Raw genomic sequence first — 24,578 nt, forward strand, 5'->3', positions numbered from 1 at the left:
CCCGCAGCGGGCTGAAGCCTGTCAGCGCGCTGGCGCACCCGCGGTGAGCCCCTGCCGCAGTTCGCGCAGTTTTGCCTTGATTCGACGTGCATTGTCGACGCCCATCCGCACCATGACCTTCTGCCCTGCGGACAAGGCTTCGAGTTCGGGGTCTTCAAAGCGGTAACGCACCTTGGGTTGAATCAGCCGAATCGGACCTGCGACTTCGGGGGCCGCCAGCATGTGATCGATGACGACGACCAGGCGATCGTTGAAATAGGCGGACGGGTAGCCAAGCTCGTCATACGCGGCCTGAAACAAGGGATACAGCCGCCGGTACGCCGAAACAAGCATGCGCATGTCGGCCTGCTCGGCGAACAGGACGTACGGCAGATAACGCGCCTCGTTGTCGGCCGCAATACTCCGTGCGCCGTCCTGTTCGTTAACGATGAATCCGCCTTCGGCCTTGCGCACCGGGGAGCGAGACAAGGGCAGCCGCTCACCGGGCAGGTTATCCACCGTCACCACGATCCGCCGTACGAGATCCTTCACCACGACAAGCTCGCCCAGACCGCCGCCAAAGCTGCTGCCGAACTCCGCAGCCACGCGGTCGTCACTGCCGGCGAGCTCGGGCGGTGGTACGACTGCAGCCTCTGCCGGCGCCTCCACCACGGCGAGCTCGGGCACGATCGGGTAGCGAATGACCGGCTCGATCAGCCCCGACGACGCAGGCTCCGCCGGCTGCTGCACTTGCGGGACAGGTTCGGCCGGCTTGACTTGCTCGGGCTCTGGCCCGAACCCCAGATACGCAACACCCGCTCCGATCGCAAGCACCGCAACCAGCAATACACCCTTCAGCGTTCTTGAGCTCACCCGTCCCCCCGTCAGTCGTGTTCGACGCAGCGCAGCGTCACCCCGTTCGGGGCGAAGCACACGCGCGTTCCCGTCATCCAAAACAGCCTCGGACGGAACGACGGATTCCATCGCCCCGCGCCGGCAACAGGAACAACAATACACGGACGGGGCGCGCGTGTCCGCCCCGTCGCAGGGCGGACACGTCCACCGCGTTCAGGCGAAGAAGCGCAGCGCGGTGTCGACCACTGCGCTCGCCTGCGGCACGAAAGCCTGTTCGAGCGGGAAACTTGCCGCTGCGGGTGCGTCCGGGCCAGCCACCCTCCGCACCGGTGCCTTGAGCTCAGCAAAAGCCTTGTCCGCGATGGTGGCGGCAATCTCGGCGCCGACACCGCAGCTCCGGCTCGCCTCATGCACGATGATGACCCTTCCCGTCTTCCTGACCGAGGCGAGGATACTCGCCTCATCCAGCGGCTTGAGCGTGCGCAGATCGATGACTTCTGCCGACACGCCCTGCCCGGCAAGCGTCTGCGCCGCTTCTTCGCACACTGCGACCGTCTTCGCATAGGAGATCAGGGTGACATCCTGCCCCGCCCTGCGCACCGTCGCCTCGCCGATCGGCACCAGACATTCGCCGTCCGGCACGTCGCCGGCAACGAAGGCGAGACCGATATCGACAAAGAACAGCACCGGGTTGTCATCTCGAATCGCGGCCTTGAGCAGTCCCTTGAAATCCGCCACGCTGGAGGGCATGACCACCTTCACGCCCGGGCTATGCACAAACCAGGCTTCGATGTTGTGGTTGTGCTGGGCACCGACACACCAGCCGGCACCGGTCATCGTGATTGCGACCAGCGGAAAGCTGAACTGTCCGCCGGACAGAAAGCGCAGCTTTCCCGCACTGTTGACCAGCTCGTCCATCGCGTAACACAGGAAGGGCGCGAACAGCAGGTCGGCCACCGGACGCAGCCCGGTGGCCGCCGCACCTGCGGCCGTACCGGCGATGATGCCCTCGGCCAGCGGGGTGTTGCGCACCCGATCGCGACCGAATGCCTCCACCAGAGCATGTCGTTTCGTCGCCACGCCTTCGCCAATCAGCATCACGCGCGGGTCGCGTGCCATCTCCTCGACCAGCGCCTGGTCGATCGCTTCCTGAACTGTAATCTGTGCCATTTTTCCTGGCTCCTCAGGCGTAGACATCGGTGACGAGTTCATCGATCGCGGGATAGGGCGAGTCCTTTGCATAGGCGACCGCCGCGTCGACACGGCTTTTCGCCGCCGCCCTCATCGTCGCGATGGCGGCGGCATCGAGCCGTCCGGACTCCAGCAGGCTGGCCTCGAAACGCAACAGCGGGTCACGCGCCCACGCAGACGCCAGCTCCTGCGCATCGACGTACGCCTGATCATCGGGTTCGAAATGCCCCCGCAGGCGGTAGGTCCGGGCTTCGAGCAGAAAGGGCTTGCCGCTGCCGCGGACCACGCCCAGCGCCTCAGTCGCCACTGCGCGCACCGCATCGACGTCGTTCCCGTCCACCGTGACACTGTCGATGCCGAACGGCGCAGCCCAGCTCGCGATACGATCGGCCAGCATGGTCTCGCGCCGGCTGACGAAGGCCTGCCATTCGTTGTTCTCGCACACGAAGAGAATGGGCAAGCCCCACACCGCGGCAAGATTGAGCGATTCATGGAACCGCCCTTCGCAGGCTGCGCCATCGCCGAAGAAACACACGACGACACCTGCACGATGCAGCATCTTCTGTGACAGCCCGACGCCACATGCCAGTCCGAGTTCGCCGCCCACGATGGTCGAGGTCAGAATCACTCCCAGCTCACGCGCCGAGATGTGCAGCGAACCACTCTTGCCCTTGCAATACCCGTCCCTGCGCCCCATCACTTCGGCGAAAAGACGCCCGGGGTCTGCCCCGCGTGCCAGCAGATGCCCGGCGCTGCGATGATTGGTGAGAATCAGGTCGTCCCTGCCCAGCGCCGCAATCACACCTACCGCGCAGGCTTCCTGACCCACCGAGGTACAGGTGCCGGGCACCCCGGATTCGGCCTGCAAGGCCGCCGCCTGCTCTTCATAGGCACGGATCAGCTGCATCATCTGCAACAGTTCTTCCGGCCGCTCGCCATACAGTTTCACGCTCACGCCACACCTCCTGCTCCGCTTCGGTCTGTTAGTCCGGCGCCAGAAGCGGCCGGACGCGACAGACTCTAGCCGCAGGAACTTCCCTGCTGCACGGGCTTAGGAAACATTTAGCATGATGCGAATGAAATCTTAGACTTCGCCCCGCGCTCAGGCCTGGACCAGGCTCAGCGGACGCTGAACGCGCAGACGGAAACGCCCGCGCCCCGTCTTTTCGATCTGCACGGGCGCCGCGCGCTCGACCAGCCGGCGTGCAAGCAGGATCAGCCGCGCCTCGAGATTGTCGCTGATCTCGGGCAGCCGGATTCTGGGGTCGAGCCGCAGTTCACGATTGGAAAAATCAGTCTGTCCCTTGTCAACGTAGTCGCGAACCAGCGCCAGAAAGATGGAACCGGCCACGCCCTTGATCAGGTAGTCCCCATCGAGAAAGACGCTGTCGTTCTCCGCGTAGTGACGCACGGTCACTGCCCGGCCCCGCGCCGGGGGTGGCGACGGTTGAGGCTCGGCGACGTCCTCGCCGCCTTCATGAGTGTGCTGGAGCACGCGTAACCCCGCACCCAGCTGCCCCGCCAGTGCAACCAGGGCGTCCTCGTCGTCATAACCGAAACGCAGCTCCTGCGCGCTTTCGACATACAGCATGCCGACGAGCGTGTGACAGGCCATGATCGGCACTGCCAACTGGCTGCATGATGCGGGAAGTCCGGGGAGCGGAATCTCTGTCTCGATGCCACTCACACCACTTTGCTCGAGGCCGCTGCGGATCGCCCGCCCATAGCTGTACTCGGCCGCAAAGTGTCCGATCCGGATTGGTGTGCGTTCGCGGGCAGCAACGCCGATGATGCCGTCGCCGAGCGCGATCTCCGAGCCCACGCCCGAGCTCGGATACCCTCTGCTGGCAACCGTGTACAAGTGTCCGCCCCCTTCGTCCAGCATCAGGACCATCGCATGCTCGATGTCGAAGTGACGGGCAAGTCCCGCCAGCAGACGAGACAGCAAGCCTTCCAGATCAGCCGCACCGCACAGCATCTCGGAGCACGCGCGCAAGGACGACAGCCTGTTGCGGTGGGCCGGGGGCAGGACAACGGTCTCGCCGGGTACCCTCTCGATATCGAGTACGCGATAGATGTCGGAACCAAGCAGCCGAAACACGCCACTCATGCCGGTATGCGAAGCAATGCCCGCCAGCCTCACCTTCATGGTCTCGAACAGCGGCCCACTATCCTCGGTACGCAAGTACTGCAGACTCAGCCGATAGTGTGCAGCGGTGTGGGGGTCAATCACCGAAACCCGGGCATACGGCGACGCGAGAATATTGCGCCGCGTGGTGTTGAAGAACTGGTAGGACAACGCGACATGCTCGCTGTCCACGAACTGAACCTGCGAAAGATAGGCAACGTTTGGCGTGCCGTCCGGCGCGCACGTGGCGATATTGCCCGGCACGACACCTTCCAGGCAGTCACGTATGCTTTCCAGCCTCACCATCACCGTGCCCCTGCCAGCGGCTCGCCCGCATGCGGCCCCGGGGTCTGGGAGAATGCGGACGTCGGCGTAAAACGCACCATGACAAGATCATCCGCAGGGCAGGCGAGCAGCGCCCGCACCATTTCCTCGGTATGACCGTACGGCGCAAGCACGGCAACGAAGGCATCGCGGTAGCGGGCGACCCGATCAGCGTCGCCGGGCTCGAGCCGCAGGACCAGCGCATCCTCGCCCTTGAGTTGAAGGGTGCGGTGTGTGCTTGGCTCACTGAAAACGACCGAGAGTGCGCCGCTGCGTCGAACACCATCGAGCACGTCCGCCGCCGCCTTCACCCCGAAGATCACATTCACGCTGTTGCAGTCCTCCGCGACACGGCAACCGAGCCCGCGCGCCAGGGCCGGGAAGCCCCCGGGGCGACAGGAAGCAGCATTGATCGACACCGCGCCGGAAATGAACTCCGCGTGGGCAAGATCGAGAATAGGCGGGAGTGAACTCGGCATCGTGTTCAAATCATAGCCGCGTTTTCAGACACTTCCACCCCGCCTGCATGTCCCCGAATGCGCCCCCGGAAACCATGTCAGTCGCTCGCCTTCCGCAGCCTGCACAAAACGCCTTCCGGTCCGGTCTCCGGATAATCGAGCACGAAAAAACGCCCCTGCCGGTTTCCCGGACAGGGGCGCTTCACTACGTAGGGGAGTCTGCTCACGCAAACCCGCCCGGTTTGATGCTTCAGATTTCGACGGTGTCGGCGACTTCCTTGAACTCGGCGATCTGGTCGAAGTTCATGTAGCGATACACTTCACCGGCCTTGGCGTCGAGCGACTGGACCTGAGCCAGGTACTCGGCAACCGTCGGGATCTTGCCAGTCAGGGCGCACACCGCGGCCAGTTCAGCAGAGCCGAGGTAGACTTGGGTGTCGATACCGAGACGGTTCGGGAAGTTACGCGTCGAGGTCGACATCGCCGTCGAACCCTTGCGAATCTGCGCCTGGTTACCCATGCACAGCGAGCAGCCCGGCGGCTCCATGCGGGCACCGGACTTGCCGAGCACCGAGTAGTAGCCTTCTTCGTTCAGGATCATGGCGTCCATCTTGGTCGGCGGAGCCACCCACAGACGGGTCGGGATGTCCGACTTGCCTTCGAGCACCTTGGCCGCGGCACGGAAGTGACCGATGTTGGTCATGCACGAACCGATGAACACTTCGTCGATCTTGGCGCCGGCAACTTCGGACAGCAGCTTGACGTCGTCCGGATCGTTCGGGCAGGCAACGATCGGCTCCTTGATGTCGGCCAGATCGATGTCGATGACTGCAGCGTAATCGGCATCGGCGTCGCCCGACAGCAGCTCGCCGTTGGCGATCCACGCTTCCATGGCCTTGATGCGACGACCCAGGGTGCGGGCGTCCTGATAGCCATTGGCGATCATCCACTTCATCAGCGTGATGTTCGAGTTCATGTACTCGACGATCGGCGCCTTGTCCAGATGCACCGTGCAGCCAGCGGCAGAGCGCTCGGCCGATGCGTCGGACAGCTCGAATGCCTGCTCGACCTTCAGATCGGGCAGACCTTCGATCTCAAGGATGCGGCCGGAGAAGATGTTCTTCTTGCCCTTCTTCTCGACCGTCAGCAGGCCTGCCTTGATGGCGTACAGCGGAATCGCGTTGACCAGATCACGCAGGGTGACGCCGGGCTGCATCTTGCCCTTGAAGCGCACCAGCACGGATTCCGGCATGTCCAGCGGCATCACGCCGGTGGCAGCGGCAAACGCGACCAGACCGGAACCGGCCGGGAAGGAGATGCCGATCGGGAAACGGGTGTGCGAGTCACCGCCGGTACCAACGGTATCGGGCAGCAGCAGACGGTTGAGCCAGGAGTGGATCACGCCGTCACCCGGACGCAGCGACACGCCGCCACGGGTCGAGATGAAGCTCGGCAGTTCGCGGTGGGTCTTGACGTCGATCAGCTTCGGGTAGGCCGAGGTGTGGCAGAAGGACTGCATCACCAGATCAGCGGAGAAGCCGAGGCAGGCCAGATCCTTCAGCTCGTCGCGGGTCATCGGGCCGGTGGTGTCCTGGGAACCGACGGTGGTCATCTTCGGTTCGCAGTAGGTACCCGGGCGAACGCCCTTGCCTTCGGGCAGGCCGCAGGCACGACCGACCATCTTCTGTGCCAGCGAGAAGCCCTTGCCGCTGTCGGCGGGGTCTTGCGGCAGACGGAACAACGTGGACGGCGGCAGGCCAAGCGCTTCACGCGCCTTGGTCGTCAGGCCACGGCCGATGATCAGCGGAATACGGCCGCCGGCACGGACTTCGTCCAGAATGACCGGAGTCTTGAGTGCCGCTTCAGCGATCTTTTCGCCGTTCTTGAAGGCGGTGACCACGGCAGTAGCCTGGTCGACCTTCAGTTCGATCTCGTCGCCCATGTCCATCGACGAAACGTCGATTTCGATCGGCAGCGCACCGGCATCTTCCATCGTGTTGAAGAAAATCGGGGCGATCTTGGAGCCCAGACACACGCCACCGAAGCGCTTGTTCGGCACGAAGGGGATGTCTTCGCCGGTAAACCACAGCACCGAGTTGGTGGCCGACTTGCGGGACGAACCAGTACCGACCACATCACCGACGTAGGCGACCAGGTTGCCCTTGGCGCGCAGATCTTCGATGAACTTGATCGGACCGCGCACACCTTCTTCTTCCGGGGTGATGCCCGGACGCGGGTTCTTCAGCATGGCCAGCGCGTGCAGCGGGATGTCGGGACGCGACCAGGCATCCGGTGCCGGCGAGAGGTCGTCGGTGTTGGTTTCGCCGGTGACCTTGAACACGGTCAGCTTCTGCGACGCGGGGACTTCCGGACGGCTGGTAAACCACTCGCCGTCGGCCCAGGACTGCAACACGGCCTTGGCGTTTGCGTTGCCAGCGTCGGCCAGCTCCTTTACGTCGTGGAAGAAATCGAACATCAGCAGGGTCTTCTTCAGACCTTCAGCCGCGACCGCACCGACCTCGGCATCGCCGAGCACGTCGATCATGGGCTTGATGTTGAAGCCACCCAGCATGCTGCCGAGCAGTTCGACGGCCTTGGTGCGCGACACCAGGGCACAGGTTTCTTCGCTCTTGGCGAGCTTGGCCAGGAACTCGGCCTTGACCTTGGCGGCATCATCGACACCAGCCGGTACGCGGTAGGTGAGCAGTTCGACGAGGAACGCTTCCTCGCCGGCAGGCGGATTCTTGAGCAGTTCGACCAACTCGGCGGTTTGCTGCTTAGTCAGGGGCAGCGCGGGGATACCGAGGGCGGCACGCTCGGCGACATGGGCACGATAGGCTTCAAGCACGGCGACTTCCTTCCAGTTTGTGACGGTGGCAGGGGCTCCGAACGGGGATTCTCCCGCACGGATCAAACGAGATTATATGTCTTTTATAAGACTTAGGGTGCAGTGCAACACCCAGCAGGGTCTCAGACACGACTCAGGCGTCCAATTCTACTCCCGACGCATCCACCCACAATAGGCCACGGGCGAGGATTTGGCAGGTTTCGGAGCACAAAACGGAATCACGGGAACATCACGTGCATCGCACTGGTCGGAAATGACACGCGGCCATCGAGACAGCGCCCCCCTACCCGCAGGAGAAGAATCATGCCCCATGAAATGTTCGACACCCTGAAGACCTTTTCGACCCGCAGCGGCGCGAGCGGCCGCTATTACTCCTTGCCAGCGCTGGAGTCGGCCGGCATCGGCCCGGTATCCCGACTGCCAGTATCGATTCGCATCGTGCTTGAGGCCGTATTGAGGAACTGCGACGGTCGCCGGGTCACCGAGCGACATGTGCACGAACTTGCCAACTGGGCGCCCGAGGCCCCGCGCAATGCGGAGATTCCGTTTCTGGTCGCGCGTGTCGTCCTGCAGGACTTCACCGGCGTTCCCCTGCTGTGCGACCTTGCCGCCATGCGCAACGTGGCCGTCGAACAGGGCAAGGACGCACAACAGATCGAACCACGGGTTCCGGTCGACCTGGTCGTCGATCACTCGGTCCAGGTTGACCACTACGGCACGCCGCAGGCCTTGCAGCAGAACATGACGCTGGAGTTCGAGCGTAACCGCGAACGCTACCAGTTCATGAAGTGGGGCATGCAGGCCTTCGAGGCCTTCCGTGTCGTCCCGCCGGGCATTGGCATCGTGCACCAGGTCAATCTGGAATACCTGTTCGAAGGCTTGCGCCACACCGGCGATCTGTACTACCCGGACACTCTGGTCGGCACCGACTCGCACACAACGATGATCAACGGCGTGGGCGTCGTCGGCTGGGGGGTTGGCGGGATCGAGGCTGAAGCGGGAATGCTGGGGCAGCCGGTATATTTCCTGACGCCGGACGTGATCGGCGTCGAGCTCCGCGGGCGCTTGCCCGAAGGTGCAACCGCCACCGACCTGGTTCTGCGCGTCACGGAGATGTTGCGGCGCGAGAAGGTGGTCGGCAAGTTCGTCGAGTTCTTTGGCGAGGGGACGGCGGCACTCAGCGTGACCGACCGCGCGACCATTGCCAACATGGCGCCCGAATATGGCGCGACCATGGGTTTTTTCCCGGTGGACGAAAAAACCGTGGCCTACATGCGCGGAACGGGACGCAGCGAGGAAAGCTGCGAGTTGATCGAAGCCTACTTCCGCGCACAGCAACTGTTCGGCGTGCCGCGCGCGGGCGAGATCGACTACACCCGCACCCTGACGCTGGACCTCGACACCATCGTGCCCTCGCTCGCCGGACCGAGCCGGCCGCAGGACCGCATCGAACTGCCCGCCATGCGGCGCACCTTTGAAGCGCTGTTCTCGGCACCGCCCGCCGACAACGGCTTCGGCCGCGACGCAGCACAACTGGACAAGCGGGTAGCGACCCAGCTCGATGGCGTCGACCTCGGCCACGGCGACATCCTGATCGCAGCCATCACCTCATGCACCAACACCAGCAACCCCGCGGTCATGATTGCCGCCGGGCTGCTGGCACGCAAGGCCGCGGCGCGTGGCCTGAGGGTCAAACCGCACATCAAGACATCGCTTGCACCGGGCTCGCGCGTGGTCACCGAGTATCTGGGCAAGGCCGGGCTGCTCGAGCCGCTGGCAACGCTCGGGTTTGCCCTCGCAGGCTATGGCTGCACCACCTGCATCGGCAATTCGGGCGATCTCGCGCCGGCGCTGAACGAAGCCATTACGGGCAATGACATCGTCGCTGCCGCAGTCCTCTCGGGAAACCGAAATTTCGAAGCCCGGATCCACCCGAACATCCGTGCCAATTACCTCGCCTCGCCCCCGCTCGTGGTGGCCTACGCGCTGGCTGGCACAGCAAGGATCGACCTGAGCAGCGAAGCGCTCGGCACCGACACGGACGGCAAGCCGGTATTCCTGAAGGACCTGTGGCCAAGCTCGGACGAGATCGCCGAGGTCATGCCCTTTGCCATGGATCCGGCCACCTACCGCCGCCTCTACACCGATTTCAGCAAGGACAATGCACTGTGGCAGGAGATCGCCGCCCCCACCGGGGAGGTTTACGACTGGCCCACCTCCACCTACATCGCCCGCCCGCCCTTCTTCGACGAGTTCACGGTCACACCCGGTGCGGTGTCGGACGTCATCGGCGCGCGTCCGCTGATGCTGCTCGGCGATTCGGTGACCACTGACCACATCTCGCCCGCCGGGGCCTTCTCCGAATCGAGCCCTGCCGGGCAGTGGCTCAAGGGTCAAGGCGTGAAACGCAAGGACTTCAACTCCTACGGTTCCCGCCGCGGACAGCACGAAGTCATGGTGCGCGGCACCTTTGCCAACGTCCGCATCAAGAACCTTATGCTGCCCGCGGGTGCGGACGGCAGACGGCGCGAAGGGGGTTACACCCTGCTCGACGGCGAGGAGGCCACCGTGTTCGACGCGGCCGCAGCATGGCGGGCACGCGGTACGCCCACGGTGATTCTGGCCGGAGAGGAATACGGCACCGGCTCCTCGCGTGACTGGGCGGCAAAGGGCACGGCACTGCTCGGCGTGAAGGCCGTCGTCGCGCGCAGTTTTGAGCGCATCCACCGCTCCAACCTGGTCGGCATGGGCGTGCTGCCCTTGCAGTTCGAGGGCGACGTCAGCTGGGACTCGCTCGGCATCGACGGCAGCGAGACCATCGACATCGTCGGCGTGAGCGCCGACATGCAGCCGCAACAGCATCTGAACATGCGCATCCACCGCGCCGACGGCAGCCAGGAGGACGTCAGCCTGCTGTGCCGGATCGACACGCCGATCGAGGTCGAGTATTACCTGCACGGCGGCATTCTTCCCTACGTGCTGCGCGACATACTCTTCCCCGACGGCGCGGCGCACGGCTGAACCTTTTTGCGCCGCGTACAACGCGCGGCGCATACCAATCTCAGCCTGATGGGGCAAAATGGGCACTCGACATCACCGGTAACAAGATGAAACCCACCCCCTGCCCCTGTGGATCCGGCAAGGACTTCAGCGCCTGCTGCGGCCCGGCCATTGACGGCACGCTCAGCCCACAGACTGCCGAGGCGCTGATGCGCTCGCGCTACTCGGCCTATGTGCTTGAGAACGAAGCCTATCTGCTGGCGACCTGGCACGTATCGACCCGTCCGGCACCGCCACTGTTCGACACCGCTCCCTTGCCAAAATGGATCGGGCTGCAGGTGCGCGCACACCGGCAGACGGATGAAACACATGCCGAAGTCGAGTTCCTTGCACGCTACAAGGTGGGCGGACGTGCCCACCGGCTGCACGAAACCAGCCGCTTCGTGCGCGAGGACGGACGCTGGCTCTACCTTGACGGCGACATGCACGATGCGGACAAGGACCGCTGAAGCCACCCTATAATCCGCTGCATCAACCCCGAAGCCTCGCCAACGAGAACAACATGAACCTCGAAAAAGTCATCTTCGGTTTCTTCATCCTGCTCGCTGCCACACTGAACTTCGGCTTCTTTGTCGGCGATATTGCCGACCCCGGACACCACGACATCTATGAGCTCTTTGCCGCGATCGTCGTCAGCCTGATTGCCACCATGCTCAAGTTCGGCGACCGCACGCAGATTGGTGCCATCCACCTTGCAACCAGTCTGGTGGCCGACCTGCAGCTCATTGCCGCAGCCATGGTCTGGGGTTACGCCGCTCACATCACCGCGAGCGGGTTGACGCCCGAGATGACCGCACGCGTCGTCTCGCTGTCGGGCGGCGCCCTGTTCGCCAACATCGTGTCGGTCGTGATCCTGATCGCTGAAACCATCATGCAGCGCCGCTGATGCACGAACCTCCGTTCGAACCGCTGGCGCGGCACCATAGCGTCTTCTTCCTGATCATGCGGCGGCTGAGACTGCCGCTGATCCTGCTGATCTCGATCGTTGCGATCACCGTGCTCGGGCTCACGCTCGCGCCAGGCATCGATGTCGACGGACGCCCTCACTATCTGAGCTTCTTCCATGCGCTGTACTTCGCCAGCTACACCGCAACCACGATCGGGTTTGGCGAGATCCCCTATGCGTTCTCGGATCAGCAGCGGCTCTGGGTGCTGGTCTGCATCTACCTGTCGGTGGTCGGGTGGGCCTACACCCTCGGCACGGTGTTCGCCATTCTGTCGGACCGCAACCTGCAGCAGGCGATCGCGACGCAGCGCTTCGTCCGCGCCGTCCAGCACCTCGGCGAACCCTTTTACCTGATATGCGGCTATGGCGAGACCGGCCGTCTGATCTGCCACGCGCTCGACCGCCTGGGCTACCGCTCGGTCGTCATCGAGCGTGAAGAATCCAAGGTGGGCGAAATCGACCTCCACAGCTACGCTGCAGACGTCCCCTTCCTCACCGCTGATGCCAGCAACCCCGAGACGCTGCGCTATGCCGGCCTGACCCATGAAAGCTGCATTGGCGTCATCGCGCTCACCAACGACGACAGCGCCAATCTCGCCATCGCCATTGCAGCCCGTCTGCTGGCGCCGCGCCTGCCGGTCATGGCGCGCGCGGAAGCCCTCGAGACCACGGCAAACATGGCGTCGTTCGGCACGCCGCACATCATCAACCCCTTCGAGAAATTCGGCGACACACTCGCGCTCGCACTGCATGCACCGGCCGCGTGGCAACTGCTGGGCTGGCTCACCGGCCTGCCAGGCACAACCGTAGAGCGCCACCGAGAACCACCGCGAGGCGCCTGGGTGCTGTGCGGGCACGGACGCTTTGGCAAGCTCATGGTGGACGCGATGGACTCGGAGGCAGTGCCGGTGACCATCATCGACCGCCAACCGCCGGATGACGCCACGCACCGCTGGGTTCAGGGTGATGGCACCGGCGCGGTGGCCCTGCTCGAGGCCGGCATCAAGGACGCCGTCGGCATCGTGGCGGGCACCAGCTCGGACGTGGACAACCTGTCCATCGCGGTGACCGCGCGCGAGCTCAACAAGAACCTGTTCGTCATCCTGCGCCAGAACCACTATGCCAACCGCGCCCTGTACGGCGCATTCGAGTCGGACATCACCGTGGTTCCCAGCGAGATCATTGCCCATGAATGTCTCGCCATTCTGAGCACCCCGTTGCTGGCACCGTTTCTCGACGAGATTCGCAGCCGCGACGAAGAATGGTGCGCCTGGCTGCTCGATCGCATGACGCGTCGCCTGGGCTGGACCGTGCCCGATGTCTGGAGCGAGCGCATCAACCTGAGCCGTGCGCCGGCCCTTTACCGCCGGCTGATGCGGGGCGAAACGATCACGATCGACCAGTTGCTGCGCTCGCATGGCAACCGTAATGAATTCCTGGCCTGCGAGGTGCTCTACCTGGTGCGCGATGACGACGACGACCTCGTGATACCGGCCGCAAACACGGCGGTGCGACCGGGCGACGAACTGCTGCTCGCCGGCAGGCCCGGGGCGCGCGGCCGCTTCGGCTTCAATATCGCCAACGAACACTCATTGAACTACATCCTTACCGGCACGGACCTCCCCGGCGGCTGGATCTGGGAGAAGCTTGCGCAACGGAAAAAACAGCCGAGCAACCGTCACCTGCCGTAACCCGTGACGCTCGCTGCGGCGTGCGTGCTCAGCCCTCCGCCACCAGCAACACGTCCTCGCCGTTGAAATGCACCTTCTGCCCGACCCGCAGCTTTGCGCGTTTGCGCGACTCTGGGCGGCCATCGACCTTCACCAGTCCGGCCTCGACCGCGGCATGTGCTTCCCCACCCGAACTCACCAGATTGGCAGCCTTCAGCAGCTGGTCGAGCTGTATGTAATCACCGCGCACCGCAAACGTCGTCGTCATTTCAGTTCTCTCATCACTCAGGTCGATGACACGCTACCCGCAAGTGCTTAAAGGCACGAGGCTCGTGTCACAATGGCGGCCATTGTCTCCCAGTGTTCGTCCCGATGACCAGTTCGCCATCAACCCCGGCCGCCAGCCTGCTCGAACAGAGCGACCGTTGCACCCTGAATGCACTCGCGGCAGGCACCCTGCAACCGATCAGCACCGAGAAGACCGTGCTCAGCGACGGGGGCTTCGATTTCTCCGTGCGCTGGGTTTCATCGCTTGAACGCAAGAACGCTGCCCGTGTCGATGCAGTCACCCGCCGCACCCCCGACTTCAACCCCTTCCTGCCTCCGGAGCCGACGCTGACAGTGGCGCCACTGGGCCCGGATCATCTCGCGGTACTCAACAAGTATCCCGTCATCGAACGCCACCTGCTGATCATCACCCGCCACTTCGAGGCCCAGACCGCCCCACTGAAGGTGGCGGACTTCTCCGCACTGGCACAGGTCATGCGAGTGCATGGCGGCCTCGGCTTCTACAACGGCGGCACGGTGGCCGGCTCCAGCCAGCCGCACAAGCACCTGCAATGGGTTCCGAGCACCGGCAGCCTGCCCGGCTTCACCCGCACGCTTGGCGCCGACACACTGATCGGTGAAAACCTGGCACTGCCGTGGCGCCACCGCTTCGTGCGCCTCGATGCCAAGGTGTGGGCTCAGTCAGTTGATGCCGGAGAGCAACTCCATGCGGCCTTTGCGCGTGCATGCTCGGATCTGGGGATGTCTTTCAGTACCGAGCCGATGCCCCCGTACAACCTCTTGCTGACGCGTGACTGGCTGCTTGTCGTGCCGCGCAGTCAGGAAAAGATCGATGATGTTTCGGTCAATGCGCTGGGCTTCGCCGGTTCGCTGTTTGTCCGCCGCAAGGAACAGATCGAACAGTTGCGCACGCACGGCCCTCTGGCCCTGCTGGCCGCCGTGGCACAGCAGCGCCCCTGAACGCGCCCTGCGGCAGCCGCCCAGCCGGTTTCGGCGCCGCACGACCGTGGCTCAGACGATGAAAACCTCGGTCACTGGCTCAGACGCAGCCACCATTACGTGAGACGGATGCGGGTTCGGCAAGGGCGGGAGATTGATTTTGGCGCGCAATTCGTCGCACTTTGGATTGGGGGTGCCGTCGTCGAAATACACCGGGAACTCGCGGCACGGGGTCGGACGATTCTCGTAAATTGAGCACGAAACCTGCTGACCGAGCGTGCCCTCAAGTGCTGAACAGCGGCGGTTCGCGTCATTGCTGCCTTTCATGCAACGCATGAAGGAATTGAGCTTCTCGGTCATGGCGGCAGGCACGAAGCCGCCAGGCGCGTCGTCAGCCTCACCCCAGTAGAATGAAATGCGGAAATGAGTGCAGCAGATGCCACAGTCAAGGCAGGGGTTGAAACTATCCATGGCAGACCCGTCGACGAGATGAAGAACGTTCCCGAACGGGACCGTCTCCGGATCGACGTAGCGCCATGTGCCGCCCCCCGTGCAGCAAGGTCGTGCACACATGACCAGACCATCAATTCCGGCGACGGAATTCTAGCCATTGCCGGACATTGCGCAAGCACTATTTATTCTTTTATTTCAGTTGCTTGCAAAACAAATTCGGGGAAATGTTTCCAGCAACACATCAAGCGACTGCGGCGACCGCCTCGCCAATATGCAGCGACCTCACAGCGGGCATTTGCACGAACCGGGGCGACACCGCAAACCTCACCCGGCGCGCACAACGAAAGGCGCCACAATCCGTGTGGCGCCTTTCGGCACTCATCTCTTACTCGGCAGTCGCACCGCAACACTTCTTGAACTTCTTGCCACTACCGCAGGGGCAAGGGTCGTTGCGACCCGGCCCGGCAGTCGAGGGGCCCGGCGGTGCATCGACCGGAAGCGGCTGCGGCGCCGGCAGTTCCATATCGCGCCAGTGCGAGAAGATATCGTTGGCCGCCTCGCCCATCGCCGCCAGCCAGCCGAGCCGCGTGTCATCATCGGCTTTATCGGCACCGTCTTCGGTCCATGGCGCGAGGACCGTGTTCAGGGTTTCCCGTACAGCCTCGACGGCGTCCTCGGGCAGACCCTCGCGCCAATCCTTGCGCCATGCATCCAGCCCCTGAGTGAAACCCTCCACCCACTCATCGCCCAGCTTGATGGTATCGACGTCGGTAATCGCAAAGCAGAACGGCTCCCAACAGCTTTCATCATCGTCATCGAGCCCCAGCGTGGTCGCCATCTCGTTGTAATAGGACAGCACCAGCCGGATGGCCTTCTGCACGCCCTTACCCGAGCCGAAGCTCATGCCGTCCTCGTGTGCAGACCACACCGCCGGCAGCCAGCGCTCTACCGGAATCGGTTGCGGCGAGAGCAACACGCCGGCCAGAAAGCCGTCGAGCATCTCGAGGTTCATGCAGTCCTCGGGGACGATATCCGAGGTGAGCATTTCTTCCAGCTCCTCGAACTCCTCGTCAGACATCAGGTGCGGGTTGCCCGAATCGGTGGTCATGTGTTTCTCCAGGGTAAGCAGGGCGATGGCATCGGTTGCATCCGCAATCCAGACTGCCGGGTGTTCATTTCAGATCGATGGTCAGACGATACAACGTCTGACCGGAATCGCGATATTTGCGCTCGAAAGGGGTCAGCGGCACCGGCGCCTCAAAGGACTCCCACGGCACGTCCTGCCCCAGCACCTGCCCCAGCGCCGCAGCAAACTCCTCGACATACACCGACCAGTTGCTGCGGCACTCGAGAATGCCCCCAAGCTTCGGAATGAAGGGAAACACGGGATGCGCATGCCAGCGCCGGGTCAGGTGCCCGATCTTGGGCCAGGGATTCGGATACAGGATGTAGTGCCGTGCCAGGCGCAGATTCGCGGCATGCAGCAGGCGCCAGTAGTCCACCAGATCGGCCCGCACGAACACCATGTTCTTCGGCATCAGCGCATCGGGATAAGGTTTGCGACGGGAAAGGCGGTCCTGTGATTGATCCACGCCGACTACCCAGTGATCGGGAAAGCTGCGTGCAATCTGAATGGTGCTGTGGCCAACGCCACAGCCTGCATCCAGGATCAGCGGCGCCTGCCGGTCCCATCCCGAGAGGCTGGCCTCGAAGGCCTCGCGGTTGTAATCGTTGATCGGCTTGCGAAATGGCTCGGCAAGGTGGCGCGTCACTTGTTCGGCAAGCCTGTCGTGCACGCCCTGCTGGGCGCTCACCGGAATGGTGGAATTTGCGTAACTCAAGGAAGGCTGTCTCGTGTTTGATCAGGCTGCAAGCTGGTCGGGTTCACCGAGAATGCCGAGACTCACCAGTACCCGGTCGATTTCGGCTAGTGTCTTCAGCGGACGGATCTGCATGTAAAGCGCCTCGGCCTGCTCGTAGCGGCGCCGAAGCATGTTCAGCCACTGTTTTATACGCCCCGGCGCATGGTGAGCGGCCACCTTCGCGACCACCCGGTTGCGGAATTCGGCGATCAGGGGTTCAAGCAAGGCCCACTCGGCAGCGCGCACCCCGGCATCGTCATCATGACCGAGCCGGATACGCCGGGCCAGGAAGGGATCGCTGACGGCCCCGCGTCCGAGCATCACATCAGTCGCGCCCGACACCGCGCGACAGCGCACCCAGTCCGCAGCCGTCCACACCTCGCCGTTGGCGACGACGGGCACCGTCACCACATCGGCAATCCTGCCCACCCATTCCCAGTGCGCCGGCGGACGGTAGCCTTCGACCTTGGTCCGGGCATGCACCACGAGTTCGGACGCACCGCCGGCAGTCAGCGCCTGCGCACATTCGATCGCACGCCCCTTATCCACCACGCCGAGTCTCATCTTGGCGGTCAGCGCCATGTCGGCGGGCAGTGCAGCACGCACGGCACGCGCGATGTCGTGCAGCAATTCGGGTTCGTCGAGCAGTACCGCGCCGCCACGGTGACGATTGACCGTCGGTGCGGGGCATCCAAAGTTGAGGTCGACCGCGGCAGGTGCGAGCAAAGCGAGTTGTGCGGCATTCTCAGCCATCGCAGCTGGGTCGGAGCCGAGCAACTGGACACGCACTGGCATGCCACCGACGGCCCTGCTGCCATGATCGAGTTCGGGTACGATGCGGCGGAAACAGCGGTGCGGCAGCACCGAGCCGGACACGCGTGCGAACTCGCTCACCGCGCAGTCATAGCCACCGATACGGCTCAATACGGCACGCAGCACGTCGTCCAGCAAACCTTCCATCGGCGCAAGCAGCAGGCGCAAAGTGTCTCTCGCGGGCAGGTGTTGGGAAAGCAGGCCATTGTAAACGAAGCCAGATCATTGCGCGCTTGCCATGCGAGGAAGAGTCGAGGATAATTGCGTGTTTTCAATTTAGGGTGGTCACAACCGCCGCCCGCCGTACTCAGGATCTGACATGAAAGCGGAAATCCATCCCAGTTACAAAGACGTCGACGTGACCTGCTCCTGCGGCAACACGTTCGTGACCCGTTCGACCATCGGCAAGCAGCAACTGCACGTTGAAGTGTGCGCCGAGTGCCACCCGTTCTACACCGGCAAGCAGAAGATCGTCGATACCGCCGGTCGTGTCGAGCGCTTCCGTCAAAAGTACGGCAACGTACAGCGCGCAAGCTGAATCGTCGTCGCTTAACCGCGATAGCGCATCACGAAAAGGCAGCCACGGCTGCCTTTTTTGTTGCCCTGCCCTCCGTACCAGCACAAACGGCGACCACTTCGACCCCAGGCGCGTCATGCACAATGCAAGCGCTCCGCGAGGCCGATACAATGCAGCTATTGCGGACACTGGTCTGCCCCATCGACACCGCCACCGAGTGCGAATGCCCCCCCGCGAACCCTACAACCCCTCTGCGCTGCAACGCCGAACCTACGGCACCGTCGGCCTGACCCTTCTGGTCGGGCTCTACCTGCTGACCGGCCTCATCGGGCACGAACCGTGGCGCGGCGACGACGCACGCCACTTCGGGCCAGTATTCTCGATGCTGCAGGGCGAGGACCTGCTGTTCCCCGCCATCGCCGGCCTGCCCTTTCCAGATTTCCCGCCGCTGTACTACTGGGTTGCTGCACTACTGGCAAAGCTGACCGGGAGCATCCTGCCACCCCATGATGGCGCAAGACTCGCCAGCGCCATCTTCACTGCGATGACGGTGTACTGGATTGCGCGTGCAGCCGAACGTTTCTATGGCCGCCCCGCGCGCACGCCCGCGGCTCTGCTGACACTTGGCAGCCTGGGCCTGGTACTGCACGCTCACGAAACCCAGCCAATGCTCGCCCTGATGGCGATGGTCGCGCTCGTCATCAACGGTCTTGCCAGAGTGCCGCAACAGCCGATCGGTGGAAGCCTCCAGGCAGGCCTCGGCAGCGCACTCGCAATGCTCGCCGGCGGTCTGAGTGGCGCGATTCTCACTCTGCCGCTGTTTCTGCTGGTCATGACGGCCTGCCCCGACTGCCGCAACCCCCGGGCCAGCGGTGGCCTGCTGGCGGGCCTCTCGCTGGCAACGATCCTGGGCGCCCTGTGGCCTCTGGTCATCCACCTGAACGAGCCGGAACTCTTCTCCCTCTGGCTGCACAGGGAATGGACCACGCTCACCAGCGACGCGCTGCGCGGCGCCGATTTGAGTCGCCTCGCCGAACTGTTGAGCTGGTTTGCCTGGCCGCTCTGGCCCATCGCGCTCTGGGCCCTGTGGCGGGCACGGCGCCGGATGCTGGAGCTGCGCTGGATGCTGCCGCTACTGTCCGCGCTGATTGCGATCGGCGTCATCATCGCCGAGGGCGACCTCTCCCCGACGGCGGCTCTGCCCCTGCTGCCATCGGTTGCGCTGCTCGCGGCCGGCGGCGTCCCGGTACTGCGGCGCGGCGCTGCCAACGCATTCGACTGGTTCGGCGTGATGAGCTTCGGCGTGTTCGCCACTCTGGTCTGGATCGCCTGGACCGCGCAGGCCTACGCATGGCCGCCGGGACTCGCGCGCCATATCGCACGCGTCACCCCATCGTTCGCCCACAGCGACGGACTGCTGCAACCGGCTATCGGCATTGCGATCTGCGCGCTCTGGATCCTGCTCGTGTGGCGCCTGCCACGCACAACGACACGCGCGACGGCAAACTGGGCAATGGGCATGACCATGCTGTGGTGCCTTGCGGTCACCCTGCTGATGCCGTGGTTCGACTATGGCCGCAGCTACCGTCCGGCAGTAAGCTCGCTGCAGCAGGCGCTGCGCCCACACAAGGCCGAGTGCATTGCAAGCACAGGACTCCCCGACGCCGTGCGCAGCGCACTCGACTACTACGCCGGCATTCGCCCGGCGCTCACTCGCGATGGCACCACGCCCTGCCGGCTTCTGCTCACCTATTCGGTGCGCCGGCAAGCCGAAGGTAAGCCCGGCAGCGGATGGCATCCGGTGTGGGAATATCGTCGTGGCGGTGGAAAGCAGCTGGAAGTGTTCCAGCTCTACCTTCGCACCGACAGCAACTGAACACGCCCGGCTACCCGGGAACCGCGGCGCACGCCGTGAATGCTCACCGCGTCATTCCGCCTCCCGGCGCGGGCACCAGACCACCAGAATGAAACAAGGCCAGCCGCATGATTTGCGACTGGCCTCGACGAATTCACGCGGGGAGTCTGAAAACTTCAGTCCAGACGCAGAAAATTGTCCCGGTAGTGCGCCAGCTCGGCGATCGACTCCTGGATATCAGCCAGTGCCGTATGCGCTCCCGTCTTCTTGACGCCCTTGTAGACTGCCGGGTTCCAGCGCTTGGCCAGTTCCTTCAGCGTGGAGACATCGAGGTTGCGGTAATGGAACCAGGCTTCGAACTGCGGCATGTAGCGCACCAGGAAGCGACGGTCCTGCCCCACCGAATTGCCACACATCGGCGAAGTACGCGACGGCGTCCATTCCTGCAGAAACGCGAGCATCTGCGCCTCGGCTTCCGCCTCGGAAACGGTAGACGAACGCACGCGATCGATCAGCCCCGACTTGCCGTGGGTGTTCTTGTTCCAGTCGTCCATCGCATCGAGCACGCTATCGGGCTGATGCACCACGATCACCGGCGCTTCGGCGACTGTATTGAGTTCACTGTCGGTAATGACGACCGCGATCTCGATGATGCGATCGGTGTCCGGTTCAAGGCCGGTCATTTCCATGTCCAGCCAGATGAGGTGATTCTGATCCTGTGCCATAATCCTTGAGCCTTTCGTGCGCCGGGCGGGCTGTCCGCTGCGAGATGAAACAATCCAGTCCGCGATTGTGTCACATAATGGTCCATCACTTCCCGTCGGCTTTCCCGGATGTCTCCACACCTGTTTACCGTACTTTTTCTCATTGCACTGGGCAGTACGCTCCTCGTAAAGGCCGGGCTGATGCTGCGCCAGATCCAGCATGTTCGCGCTCATCGCGGCGCAGTGCCCACTGCGTTCGCCGACAGCATCGGTCTTGATGCCCATCAGCGTGCGGCGGACTATACCGCCGAGCGCGTGCGACTCAGTCTGGTCGAGCTCGCAGTCTCGGCCATTTTCGTTCTCGCACTCACCGTCGGTGGAGGCCTTCAGCTCATCAGCACCCTCTGTGCGGGACTGTTCGATGCAGGCTCCATCGCCCATGGTGTCGCGCTGCTGGCCACGCTCGGCGTAGTCAGCTGGCTGATCGATCTGCCGTTCTCCCTGTACCGTACCTTCGTCCTGGAAAAGCGCTACAACTTCAATCGCATGACGCCCGCCCTGTTCGTCTCCGACAGCCTCAAGCAGACTGCGCTGGCTGTGGCGATCGGCCTTCCGCTGCTTACCGGCGTGCTGTGGCTGATGGCAGCGATGGGTGCCGCCTGGTGGATCTGGGTGTGGGCAGTCTGGCTCGGGTTCAATCTGCTCGTCCTGCTGATCTGGCCGACCTTCATTGCGCCGCTGTTCAACCGTTTCAGCCCGCTCGCCGACGAGCAGCTCAAGCACCGCGTCGAATCCTTGCTTGAACGCTGTGGTTTCCGCTCCAAGGGACTTTTCGTAATGGACGGCTCGCGCCGCTCCGCTCACGGAAACGCCTATTTCACCGGCTTTGGCGCGTCAAAGCGCATCGTGTTCTTCGACACCCTGCTCGACAAGCTCACACCCCATGAGGTCGAGGCCGTCCTTGCGCATGAGCTCGGGCATTTTCACCACAAGCACATCGTCAAGCGCCTGCTGGTGCTCGCCCCGGCCAGCCTCGCGCTGTTTGCGCTGCTTGGCTGGCTGCTTTCGCAACAGGCCTTCTTCAACGGCCTGGGCGTAACTCAGACCGGCACCGCAGCCGGGCTCGCCCTGTTCTTTCTTGCGCTGCCGTGGTTCACCTTTGCCCTGACGCCGCTGATGAGCCAGTGGTCACGCCGCCACGAATTCGAAGCAGACCGCTACGCAGCCAGCCATACTCAGGCAAACGATCTGGTCAGCGCGCTGGTAAAGCTCTACCGCGACAATGCTTCGACACTCACGCCTGACCCGGTGTACTCCGGCTTCTTCGACTCACACCCGCCGGCTGCAGTGCGTATTGCACGGCTTCAGGGCTGACTCGCCCCGAACCGTGACGGAGAACAACAAGGAGGATGACATGAAACAACATCTACTGATCGCTCTTGGCAGCACGCTGATGTTCAGCCTTCCGGCCGCTGCCGATCCGTTTGCGGAAGCCGACGTCAAGGTGGGCGGAGAGATGCACGGGAAACTGTGCGTCGCCTGCCATGAACAGAAATACGGCGGCAAGGACGGCTCGGACATCTATATCCGGGTTGATCGTCGCGTCAGTTCGCCCAGCGCCCTGAGCCAGCAACTCACGGCGTGCACCACCATGCTCAACCTCGACCTGTTTCCGGAAGACGAAATGCACATTGCCGGCTACCTGAACAAAAACTACTACAAGTTCAAGTGAATATTCGCAACGCAGGCAGCCACAAGCGCGCCCAGGCAGAGACAAGCACCGGCACAGTTGTCGCCGCCTTTGGCCGTCACTACGAGGTAGATACCGCGGATGGGCGCCTGCGCTGCTATCCGCGGGGCAAACGAAGCAGCTTCGCCTGCGGCGATGAAGTCGACATCGCTGCCGCCGGCGACGCTCAGGGCGTCATCGAGCACCTTCACCCACGGCGAAACCTGCTGTGGCGCTCGGACGCGTTCCGCGAAAAGCTGATCGCCTCCAACCTGAGCCACATTGGCATCGTCGTCGCCACCGAGCCCGGCTTTTCGGACCTGCTGATATCACGCTGTATTGCTGCGGCGGAAAGCCAGGACATCACCGCAGTGATCGTGCTCAACAAGGCCGATCTGACCGATCGACTGGAGACAGCACGCAAACAGCTCGCTCCGTTTTCGGCCCTGGGCTACGAGGTGCTCGAGGTTTCGGCCCTGGATGGCGCCACATCGCTGAAGGCCAGCCTGTCCGGACATCGCAGCATTCTTGTCGGACAGTCCGGCATGGGAAAATCAACGCTGACCAATGCGTTGGTACCCGAGGCCGAGGCCGCCACGCGTGAGATCTCCACCGCACTCGACACCGGCAAACACACCACGACCTTCGCACGCCTCTATCCGCTCGGCGAGGGCTGGCTGATTGACAGTCCGGGCCTGCAGGCTTTCGGACTTGCCCACATGACACCGGATGAACTGGTCGAGAGCTTCATCGAGTTTCGACCGCACCTGGGCAAGTGCCGCTTCCGCGACTGCCGGCACGAAGCCGAACCCGACTGCGCGCTCCTCGGCGCCCTGGCGGCAGGGTTGATTCATCCTCGCCGCTTCGAACATTACCGCATCATTCGCAGCGAAATCGCCGCCGCAAAACAGGCTAATCCGGGCTGGTAAATGAAACGGGAGGCCATCGATGGCCTCCCGTCAGCTTTCAACCGCCAGATCTGGCCATCGTCAGGACACCGGCACCAGGAAGTCGTCCGCAATCCGGTTGCCCAGCGACTGCACACGGTCGAGCAGGCGCATGGTGTAGCTATGCAGTCCGCCGCGAACGATGTCGTCAATTTTTCCAAAGCGCAGTTGGGACTCCAGCTCACCGGCCTGACGCTCGGTCTCCGCCGACTGGGCGTTACTCACACCCTGAAGGTTGGCATAGACCTCCTTCATGCAACGTGCCAGTGAACGCGGCATGTCGGCGCGCAACAGCAACAGTTCGGCAACGCGCGCCGGCGTGATCAGATCCCGGTACACCTTGCGATAGACCTCGAAGGCCGACACCGAGCGCAGCAAGGCACTCCACTGATAGTAGTCAGCGGCCCCACCCTCCGACTCCCCCGCAGGCAGCAGAATCTGGTACTTCACATCGAGAATCCGTGCGGTATTGTCAGCGCGCTCGAGGAAGGTGCCGATACGGATGAAGCGCAGCGACTCATCCTGCAGCATTGTGCCGATGGTGACGCCACGCGACAGGTGAGAGCGGTACTTCACCCATTCGAAGAACTCGCCGGGACCAACATCGAGAAACTCCTCCCGCGTGAAATCGCGCATCTTCAGCCAGGTGGCGTTGGTGGTCTCCCACAGCTCCGAGGTCAGCGTTCCCCGGACGGCGTGCCCGTTCTCGCGTGCAGCCAGCAGGCAGCTGCGAATGCTCGAGTGGTTGGTGGGCTCGAAGATCATGAAATCGAGCACGTTGTCGGGCGTTATCTCGGAATGACGCTCGTGAAAGGCCGCCTCGAGACCCATGATCCGCAGCGTTGCGCCCCAGGCCTGGTCCTCCTGGACCTGTGACTGCGGCATCATCGACATGCGGTAATTCACATCCAGCATCCGTGCAATATTCTCTGCCCGCTCCATGTAGCGGGCCATCCAGTACAGGTGATCTGCAGTACGGCTCAGCATTGTCTGTTCTCCATCAAGCCATTCA

The 24,578-nt window shown here is 63.3% G+C and carries 23 protein-coding genes; 10 read left to right on the top strand and 13 right to left on the bottom strand.

Annotated features, from left to right (window positions below):
* Positions 1-21 precede the first annotated feature (21 nt).
* The 6 genes from CEW87_RS20575 to CEW87_RS20600 form a co-directional block, all read right to left on the bottom strand.
* Complete coding sequence (locus CEW87_RS20575) at positions 22-963, bottom strand: DUF3014 domain-containing protein (RefSeq protein WP_108976016.1); 942 nt, start codon at positions 961-963, stop codon at positions 22-24.
* Positions 964-1,047: 84 nt separating this feature from the next.
* Positions 1,048-2,004 (bottom strand): alpha-ketoacid dehydrogenase subunit beta, encoded by a 957-nt coding sequence (locus CEW87_RS20580; protein ID WP_108976018.1) that lies wholly within the window; start codon positions 2,002-2,004, stop codon positions 1,048-1,050.
* A gap of 13 nt (positions 2,005-2,017) precedes the next feature.
* Positions 2,018-2,980, bottom strand: a complete 963-nt coding sequence (locus tag CEW87_RS20585) for a thiamine pyrophosphate-dependent dehydrogenase E1 component subunit alpha (RefSeq protein ID WP_234421600.1) — start codon at positions 2,978-2,980, stop codon at positions 2,018-2,020.
* Positions 2,981-3,127: 147 nt separating this feature from the next.
* Positions 3,128-4,459, bottom strand: coding sequence for a GAF domain-containing protein (locus CEW87_RS20590; protein ID WP_108976020.1), 1,332 nt, complete (start codon positions 4,457-4,459; stop codon positions 3,128-3,130).
* A complete protein-coding gene (locus CEW87_RS20595; RefSeq protein ID WP_108976022.1) occupies positions 4,459-4,956 on the bottom strand; it encodes a hypothetical protein in 498 nt (165 codons plus the stop codon). The genes CEW87_RS20590 and CEW87_RS20595 overlap by 1 nt, the downstream gene beginning before the upstream one ends.
* Positions 4,957-5,185: 229 nt before the next feature.
* Positions 5,186-7,783 carry a bifunctional aconitate hydratase 2/2-methylisocitrate dehydratase gene (locus CEW87_RS20600; RefSeq protein ID WP_108976024.1) on the bottom strand — a complete coding sequence of 866 codons (2,598 nt, stop codon included), beginning with the start codon at positions 7,781-7,783 and terminating at the stop codon, positions 5,186-5,188.
* 303 nt (positions 7,784-8,086) lie between these two features.
* Here CEW87_RS20600 and acnA point away from each other — a divergent pair, with 303 nt between their 5' ends.
* The 4 genes from acnA (at position 8,087) to CEW87_RS20620 (ending at position 13,480) form a co-directional block, all read left to right on the top strand.
* Positions 8,087-10,804, top strand: a complete 2,718-nt coding sequence (acnA, locus tag CEW87_RS20605) for an aconitate hydratase AcnA (protein WP_108976026.1) — start codon at positions 8,087-8,089, stop codon at positions 10,802-10,804.
* Between the two features lie 86 nt (positions 10,805-10,890).
* Positions 10,891-11,292 carry a YchJ family protein gene (locus CEW87_RS20610; protein WP_108976028.1) on the top strand — a complete coding sequence of 134 codons (402 nt, stop codon included), beginning with the start codon at positions 10,891-10,893 and terminating at the stop codon, positions 11,290-11,292.
* A gap of 53 nt (positions 11,293-11,345) precedes the next feature.
* A complete protein-coding gene (locus CEW87_RS20615; RefSeq protein WP_108976030.1) occupies positions 11,346-11,729 on the top strand; it encodes a DUF6394 family protein in 384 nt (127 codons plus the stop codon).
* The gene (locus tag CEW87_RS20620; RefSeq protein ID WP_108976032.1) at positions 11,729-13,480 is read left to right on the top strand and encodes a potassium channel family protein; all 1,752 of its coding nucleotides are present in this window, start codon (positions 11,729-11,731) and stop codon (positions 13,478-13,480) included. The genes CEW87_RS20615 and CEW87_RS20620 overlap by 1 nt, the downstream gene beginning before the upstream one ends.
* 28 nt (positions 13,481-13,508) lie before the next feature.
* On the opposite strand, the gene CEW87_RS20625 is transcribed toward CEW87_RS20620, so the two are convergent.
* Entirely contained in the window at positions 13,509-13,727 is a 219-nt protein-coding gene (locus CEW87_RS20625; RefSeq protein WP_108948854.1) for an RNA-binding S4 domain-containing protein, read from the bottom strand.
* 104 nt (positions 13,728-13,831) lie between these two features.
* Here CEW87_RS20625 and CEW87_RS20630 point away from each other — a divergent pair, with 104 nt between their 5' ends.
* Positions 13,832-14,707 carry an ATP adenylyltransferase family protein gene (locus tag CEW87_RS20630; protein WP_108976034.1) on the top strand — a complete coding sequence of 292 codons (876 nt, stop codon included), beginning with the start codon at positions 13,832-13,834 and terminating at the stop codon, positions 14,705-14,707.
* Between the two features lie 51 nt (positions 14,708-14,758).
* On the opposite strand, the gene CEW87_RS20635 is transcribed toward CEW87_RS20630, so the two are convergent.
* The 4 genes from CEW87_RS20635 to CEW87_RS20650 all read right to left on the bottom strand — a co-directional run bounded on the left by CEW87_RS20635 (position 14,759) and on the right by CEW87_RS20650 (position 17,982).
* Positions 14,759-15,157 (bottom strand): YkgJ family cysteine cluster protein, encoded by a 399-nt coding sequence (locus CEW87_RS20635; RefSeq protein ID WP_108976036.1) that lies wholly within the window; start codon positions 15,155-15,157, stop codon positions 14,759-14,761.
* A gap of 367 nt (positions 15,158-15,524) precedes the next feature.
* Positions 15,525-16,247, bottom strand: coding sequence for a YecA family protein (locus tag CEW87_RS20640; RefSeq protein ID WP_108976038.1), 723 nt, complete (start codon positions 16,245-16,247; stop codon positions 15,525-15,527).
* A 64-nt stretch (positions 16,248-16,311) separates the two neighbouring features.
* The gene (gene trmB, locus CEW87_RS20645; protein WP_108976040.1) at positions 16,312-16,980 is read right to left on the bottom strand and encodes a tRNA (guanine(46)-N(7))-methyltransferase TrmB; all 669 of its coding nucleotides are present in this window, start codon (positions 16,978-16,980) and stop codon (positions 16,312-16,314) included.
* A 21-nt stretch (positions 16,981-17,001) separates the two neighbouring features.
* On the bottom strand, positions 17,002-17,982 hold the full coding sequence (locus tag CEW87_RS20650) for a tRNA-dihydrouridine synthase (protein ID WP_199917078.1): 981 nt from the start codon (positions 17,980-17,982) through the stop codon (positions 17,002-17,004).
* 151 nt (positions 17,983-18,133) lie between these two features.
* Between CEW87_RS20650 and rpmE the strand changes: the two genes are divergently transcribed.
* Together rpmE and CEW87_RS20660 are read left to right on the top strand one after the other, a co-directional pair.
* The gene (rpmE, locus tag CEW87_RS20655; protein WP_108976042.1) at positions 18,134-18,352 is read left to right on the top strand and encodes a 50S ribosomal protein L31; all 219 of its coding nucleotides are present in this window, start codon (positions 18,134-18,136) and stop codon (positions 18,350-18,352) included.
* 202 nt (positions 18,353-18,554) lie between these two features.
* Positions 18,555-20,207, top strand: coding sequence for an ArnT family glycosyltransferase (locus CEW87_RS20660; RefSeq protein WP_108976044.1), 1,653 nt, complete (start codon positions 18,555-18,557; stop codon positions 20,205-20,207).
* Between the two features lie 155 nt (positions 20,208-20,362).
* On the opposite strand, the gene orn is transcribed toward CEW87_RS20660, so the two are convergent.
* Positions 20,363-20,911 carry an oligoribonuclease gene (orn, locus tag CEW87_RS20665; protein ID WP_108976046.1) on the bottom strand — a complete coding sequence of 183 codons (549 nt, stop codon included), beginning with the start codon at positions 20,909-20,911 and terminating at the stop codon, positions 20,363-20,365.
* A 108-nt stretch (positions 20,912-21,019) separates the two neighbouring features.
* On the opposite strand from orn, the gene CEW87_RS20670 reads away from it, so the two are divergent.
* The 3 genes from CEW87_RS20670 to rsgA are packed head-to-tail and all read left to right on the top strand — an operon-like array spanning position 21,020 to position 23,548.
* Entirely contained in the window at positions 21,020-22,264 is a 1,245-nt protein-coding gene (locus tag CEW87_RS20670; protein ID WP_108976048.1) for a M48 family metallopeptidase, read from the top strand.
* Between the two features lie 40 nt (positions 22,265-22,304).
* On the top strand, positions 22,305-22,622 hold the full coding sequence (locus CEW87_RS20675; RefSeq protein WP_108976049.1) for a hypothetical protein: 318 nt from the start codon (positions 22,305-22,307) through the stop codon (positions 22,620-22,622).
* 2 nt (positions 22,623-22,624) lie between these two features.
* Positions 22,625-23,548 carry a ribosome small subunit-dependent GTPase A gene (gene rsgA, locus CEW87_RS20680; RefSeq protein WP_108977430.1) on the top strand — a complete coding sequence of 308 codons (924 nt, stop codon included), beginning with the start codon at positions 22,625-22,627 and terminating at the stop codon, positions 23,546-23,548.
* 60 nt (positions 23,549-23,608) lie between these two features.
* Here rsgA and CEW87_RS20685 read toward each other — a convergent pair whose 3' ends face one another.
* Positions 23,609-24,553: an alpha-E domain-containing protein gene (locus tag CEW87_RS20685; protein WP_108948864.1), complete on the bottom strand. Its 945-nt coding sequence runs from the start codon at positions 24,551-24,553 to the stop codon at positions 23,609-23,611.
* Positions 24,554-24,578 lie beyond the last annotated feature (25 nt).

It is taken from the genome of Parazoarcus communis (assembly GCF_003111665.1).
Classification (GTDB): domain Bacteria; phylum Pseudomonadota; class Gammaproteobacteria; order Burkholderiales; family Rhodocyclaceae; genus Parazoarcus; species Parazoarcus communis_B.